7 protein-coding genes and 1 pseudogene are annotated in these 4,277 nt (G+C 66.0%); 4 read left to right on the forward strand and 4 right to left on the reverse strand.

All coding sequences use genetic code 11. The features are described from left to right. Together ACLP25_RS10290 and ACLP25_RS10295 are read right to left on the reverse strand one after the other, a co-directional pair. Positions 1 to 127: pseudogene (locus ACLP25_RS10290) on the reverse strand (protocatechuate 3,4-dioxygenase); the annotation flags it as partial. A 14-nt stretch (positions 128 to 141) separates the two neighbouring features. Continuing rightward, positions 142 to 501: a protocatechuate 4,5-dioxygenase subunit alpha gene (locus ACLP25_RS10295; RefSeq protein WP_442469099.1), complete on the reverse strand. Its 360-nt coding sequence runs from the start codon at positions 499 to 501 to the stop codon at positions 142 to 144. A 74-nt stretch (positions 502 to 575) separates the two neighbouring features. Between ACLP25_RS10295 and ACLP25_RS10300 the strand changes: the two genes are divergently transcribed. Then, a complete protein-coding gene (locus ACLP25_RS10300) occupies positions 576 to 1,496 on the forward strand; it encodes a LysR family transcriptional regulator (protein WP_442469100.1) in 921 nt (306 codons plus the stop codon). A 254-nt stretch (positions 1,497 to 1,750) separates the two neighbouring features. Here the strand turns inward: ACLP25_RS10300 and ACLP25_RS10305 are convergent, their stop codons facing one another. Both ACLP25_RS10305 and ACLP25_RS10310 read right to left on the reverse strand, forming a co-directional pair. After that, positions 1,751 to 2,014 carry a hypothetical protein gene (locus ACLP25_RS10305; protein WP_442469101.1) on the reverse strand — a complete coding sequence of 88 codons (264 nt, stop codon included), beginning with the start codon at positions 2,012 to 2,014 and terminating at the stop codon, positions 1,751 to 1,753. A gap of 59 nt (positions 2,015 to 2,073) precedes the next feature. Beyond that, positions 2,074 to 2,304 (reverse strand): hypothetical protein, encoded by a 231-nt coding sequence (locus tag ACLP25_RS10310; RefSeq protein ID WP_442469102.1) that lies wholly within the window; start codon positions 2,302 to 2,304, stop codon positions 2,074 to 2,076. 278 nt (positions 2,305 to 2,582) lie between these two features. Between ACLP25_RS10310 and ACLP25_RS10315 the strand changes: the two genes are divergently transcribed. From ACLP25_RS10315 to ACLP25_RS10325, 3 genes are all read left to right on the forward strand, one after another. After that, positions 2,583 to 2,831, forward strand: a complete 249-nt coding sequence (locus ACLP25_RS10315; RefSeq protein WP_442469103.1) for a hypothetical protein — start codon at positions 2,583 to 2,585, stop codon at positions 2,829 to 2,831. Positions 2,832 to 2,834: 3 nt separating this feature from the next. Beyond that, positions 2,835 to 3,758, forward strand: coding sequence for a DUF1932 domain-containing protein (locus ACLP25_RS10320; protein ID WP_442469104.1), 924 nt, complete (start codon positions 2,835 to 2,837; stop codon positions 3,756 to 3,758). Between the two features lie 86 nt (positions 3,759 to 3,844). Then, entirely contained in the window at positions 3,845 to 4,240 is a 396-nt protein-coding gene (locus tag ACLP25_RS10325; protein ID WP_442469105.1) for an ABC transporter substrate-binding protein, read from the forward strand. The last annotated feature ends 37 nt before the right edge of the window (positions 4,241 to 4,277 follow it).

Genomic DNA, 4,277 nt, shown 5'->3' on the forward strand with positions numbered 1-4,277 from the left:
ATTCGCGGGCCGGATCGAAGCCGTCGAAGAACGGCTTCCAGTAGGGCTCCTGCTGCAGGCCCTTGGCGATCGCGCCGCCGATGGCGGGAATATGCGAGGTGGCGAGTCCGCCGACGATTCTGGCCATTGGGGTTCCTCCGCTCAGATCGTTTCGGGCTGGTCGTTCTGGGCGACGAGCCGCGCCTTGAAAGCGTCCTTGGTCATGCCGGTCTGGGCCGCGCCGAGGTCCTGCACGTCGAGGCCGAGAATGCCGGCGAACTTGGCGAGGTAGTAGACGTTGCCGCCCGCATCGAGCAGGCCGAGCACGTCGCGCTTGCGGATCGCCTCGGCTTGGTTCTCGTTGAGGCCATAGGCGCGCATGTAGGCCTCCTCGTCGCCCCGGAACTTTTCCCGATTTTGCGCGCTGTTGAAGGAAAAGCACATTTTGTTGATCGCGTAGCCGCGCATCGCGACCGTTCCGTCGAACGGCGTCGTACCGAAAATCTCGTGAGACGCAGACATTGCATCCCTCCCGATAATAACGATTTCCCAACCGAATATCGGCGCCGTTGCCAACAAGCAATGCATGGATCATCATGAATCGCATGAGCGATTTCGATTGGTCAGACCTCGACGCCCGGCTGCTGCGCCTGCTGGTGGCGATCGTGGAAACGGGCTCCGTCACGGGCGCGGCGCACCGGCTCGGCGTCACCCATTCGGCGGTGAGCCACCTGGCGGGCAAGCTCAAAGCGATCGTCGGCGACCCGCTGTTCGTGAAGTCGGGCCGCGGAATCGTCGCGACCGCCCGAGCCGAGGCTCTCGCGATCCGGGCGCGCGACCTCTTGCGCGATCTCGAGCGCTTCGCCCATTCCGAAACCTTCGATCCCGCGCGCTGGCGGACGACCTTCGTCATCGCCGCCAACGACCTGCAGCGGGACGCGCTTCTGCCCGCGCTGCTTCAGCGCCTGCGCCAACGCGCGCCGGGGGTGGCGCTGAGAATCATCCCCTCGGACGCGCCGACGCCGGAAATGCTGCGCGAGGAGCGGTGCAGCCTCATTGTCAGCCCGCGCCCGCCGGAAGGGGCGGACATCATGCAGAAGCGCCTGTTCGAGGACCGCTACCGGGTGTTCTACGATTCCGCGCGTCGGGCGGCGCCGCGCAGCAAGGGCGAATACCTTGCGGCCGACCACGTCACGGTCGTCTACCAGCCCCACCGGACGCTCGATCTCGACGAGAATCTCGCCGCGAAGGGGATCAAACGGCAGTTCGTCGTGATGGTCCCCGGCTTCGCGGGCGTCCCGGCTTTCCTGCGCGGAAGCGATAGGCTGGCGACCGCGCCGAGCCTCCTGCGCTTCGGTCTCCTGCGGGACCTTGCAAGCGCCGCCCCGCCCGTCCCCTGCCCGATCCTGCCGATGTTCCTGATCTGGAGCCGGCGCGACCACGACGACGCGGCGCATCGCTGGATGCGCACGGAGGTCGAGGCGGTGGCGAAGCCGGTCGCGGCGCAGGCGCGGTGAGTTGGCGTTGGCGAGTTGTTCAAACCCGGTAGAGTCGGCGGCAGGCCTCGCGGGTCAGCCGATCGTGCACGACTTCCAGCCCCGCCCGACCGCTTTCGGCTCGAGCGAGCCGGCTGGCGCGCATGCGCGCTGGAGGTCAAAACCGAACGATTCGTCCCAAGCGGGTAAATTTCAAAAGGAAAATGGCTTTGTGAAAGGCGCCGCGAGCAAAATCCCTTCTGCGGCGCCTGAAATACCAGCGTGGGGTGCGCGTCTTATGGCGGACCGCACATGGTGACCCATTCCGGATCATATTCTCCATTCTGGAATGTGGTCACTCGGCAACTCGCACTCGCGGGGACGCTCGCTGTCGCTTCATTGGGAACGACCGTGACGACCTCGGCGTTCGGCGAGGGCCTCTTCAGGGGAACGAGTTTGTAATAGTGGCCATCAATCGTCGCGATGGTCTGGGCGGAAGCCGTGGAGCTTAACAGTCCGACAGCCGCCGCCGCCGTCAAGATCAAGCGCAGGTGGCTCATGTCCTGATCCTCTTCGTGGGGGAAACGGGCCGGTAAAGGCAAGTGGCCCAAGGCTTCGTTTACATGAAATAAGCGACAACATTCGGGCTCTTAGGCCGATTAAAGCAAATTTTGGCCTCTAAGGCGGTAAATAATTCATTATAAAGCGGGTTTTTGAAGCTGGGCTTATATTCCAGTTGATAATAAATCCTTTCAGCAAAACGTCCCGGTGTGACTGCAGAGCCGGTCTTTCCGAGGCCAAAAGCCAGATTCCGATAGCTTGGCGCCTCATGGGCGCCCAGCGCCGCCATTCCCGCCAGGCGCGCGGCGTCTGTCCCGTGCCGCGCCTGATGAAGCGGTAGCGGTTGAAATAGGCCGGGTCGTCAAAGCCGAGCTCGGCGGCAAGCTTTTCGGCCGGCGGCGCGACCCAGCAGGGCCGCCGGCAAGCCTCGCGCGTCAGCCCTTCGTGCACGACCTCCGCGTCGCCGACCAGCTCCCGTGGATGCCGTCCTCGACTTCCCAGGAGCCCTCTGGCGCTCGAACTCGCGGTCCACTAACACACATCGGCGCGCCCGCCTCGGAGTCGTTCATGGCGAAAATCACCTATGTCGACTTCAACGGAACCGTCGGCGAGTGCGGCGGGTCCATGGCCTGCGCCTGCCGTCACGGCTACGTTGACGAGGCGCGGCTCAAGGATCTGCCGCCGGCGGAGGAGGGGGAGCTTGCGATGCTCGATATCGCCGCCGCCGAGGTCAAGCCGAACAGCCGCCTGTCTTGCCAGATCAAGGCCTCGCCCGCGATCGACGGGCTCGTCCATTTGCCCGAAACGCAAGGGTGAGCCATGACGGCGGAAAACGCTGGGACGACCGCGATTGCGTTCATCGGTTTCGGCGAGGCGGCGCAGGCGTTCCTGGCGGGCTGGCGCACCGTCCCGGGCTTCGCCGCCGTCGTCACCGCCTATGACATCAAGACCGATTCGCCCGACGCCGCGGTGAGGGAAGGCAAGCGCGCGGACTACGTCAGGGCGAACGTCTTCGGCGCCTCGACCGCGCCCGCGGCGGTCGCCGGCGCCGGCGCGGTCTTCTCCGTTGTCACGGCCGATCAGGCGCACGAGGCGGCGGTCGCGGCGATCCCCGGCCTCGCTAAGGGCGCGTTCTTCTTCGACTGCGATTCCTGCGCGCCGCAGACCAAGGAACGCACGGCGAAGGCGGTCGACGCCGCGGGCGGCCGCTATGTCGATGTCGCGGTCATGGCGCCCGTCCACCCGAGGCTCCATCGCACGCCGCTTCTCATCAGCGGTCCGCACGCCGGGGCCGCGGCGCCCGTGCTCGCAGGGCTCGGCATGGCCGCGGAGATCCACGACGGCCCGGTCGGCTCGTCCTCGGCGATCAAGATGACCCGCTCGATCATGATGAAGGGACTCGAGGCGCTGGTCGCCGAATGCGTGCTCGCAGGAACGAAGGCGGGCGTGATCGAGATCGTCCTCGACTCGCTCGACGACACCTATCCGGGCTTCGACTGGAAGAAACGCGCGGCCCACATGCTGGAGCGCGTCATGACGCACGGGGTCCGGCGCGCCGCGGAAATGCGGGAGGTCGCGCTGACCGTGGGCCTGCTCGGCTTCTTCCCCGCGATGTCGCGCGCCTCGGTCGACTGGCAGCAGGCGATCGGCGAACTGGGGCTCCGGGCGACCGCGGAGGAGGCGGCCGACTATCGGGTCCTTGCTGACAGGATTCTTGCTCACCTGCCCGCGAAAGAGTCGTGATGCTCTTCCGCTCCCCGATCGCGACGGGTAACCTCGCGCCGAAACCATAATCGCGAAACGCTCGAAACCGAGAGGGAGGAAGGACCATGACCGTCAAACGCTGGACGCTCGGCGCCGCCTTGTGTGCGATGCTCGCCGCAGCCCCCGCGCTCGCCGACGACAACACCGTGACCGTGGGCCTGATCCTGCCAATGACAGGACCCTCGGCTTCGACCGGCAAGCAGGAAAGGGCTGGCGCCGAGCTCTATATCCATGAGCACGGCGACGCCGTCGCCGGCAAGAAGATCGTCCTCGAGGTCAAGGACGACACCGGCGCCGCCGACGTCACCAAGCGCCTCGCGCAAGAGCTGGTGGGCAATGATCACGCCGCCGTGTTGATGGGTTTCGGCCTGACGCCGCTGGCGCTCGCGGCCGCGCCGATCGCGACCGAGGCCAAGGTCCCGGAGATCGTCACAGCCGCCGCGACCGCGATGATCACCTAGAAGTCGCCCTATATCGTGCGCACCTCGTTCACCCTTC

It is taken from the genome of Roseiarcus sp. (assembly GCF_052145395.1).
Lineage (GTDB): Bacteria > Pseudomonadota > Alphaproteobacteria > Rhizobiales > Beijerinckiaceae > Roseiarcus.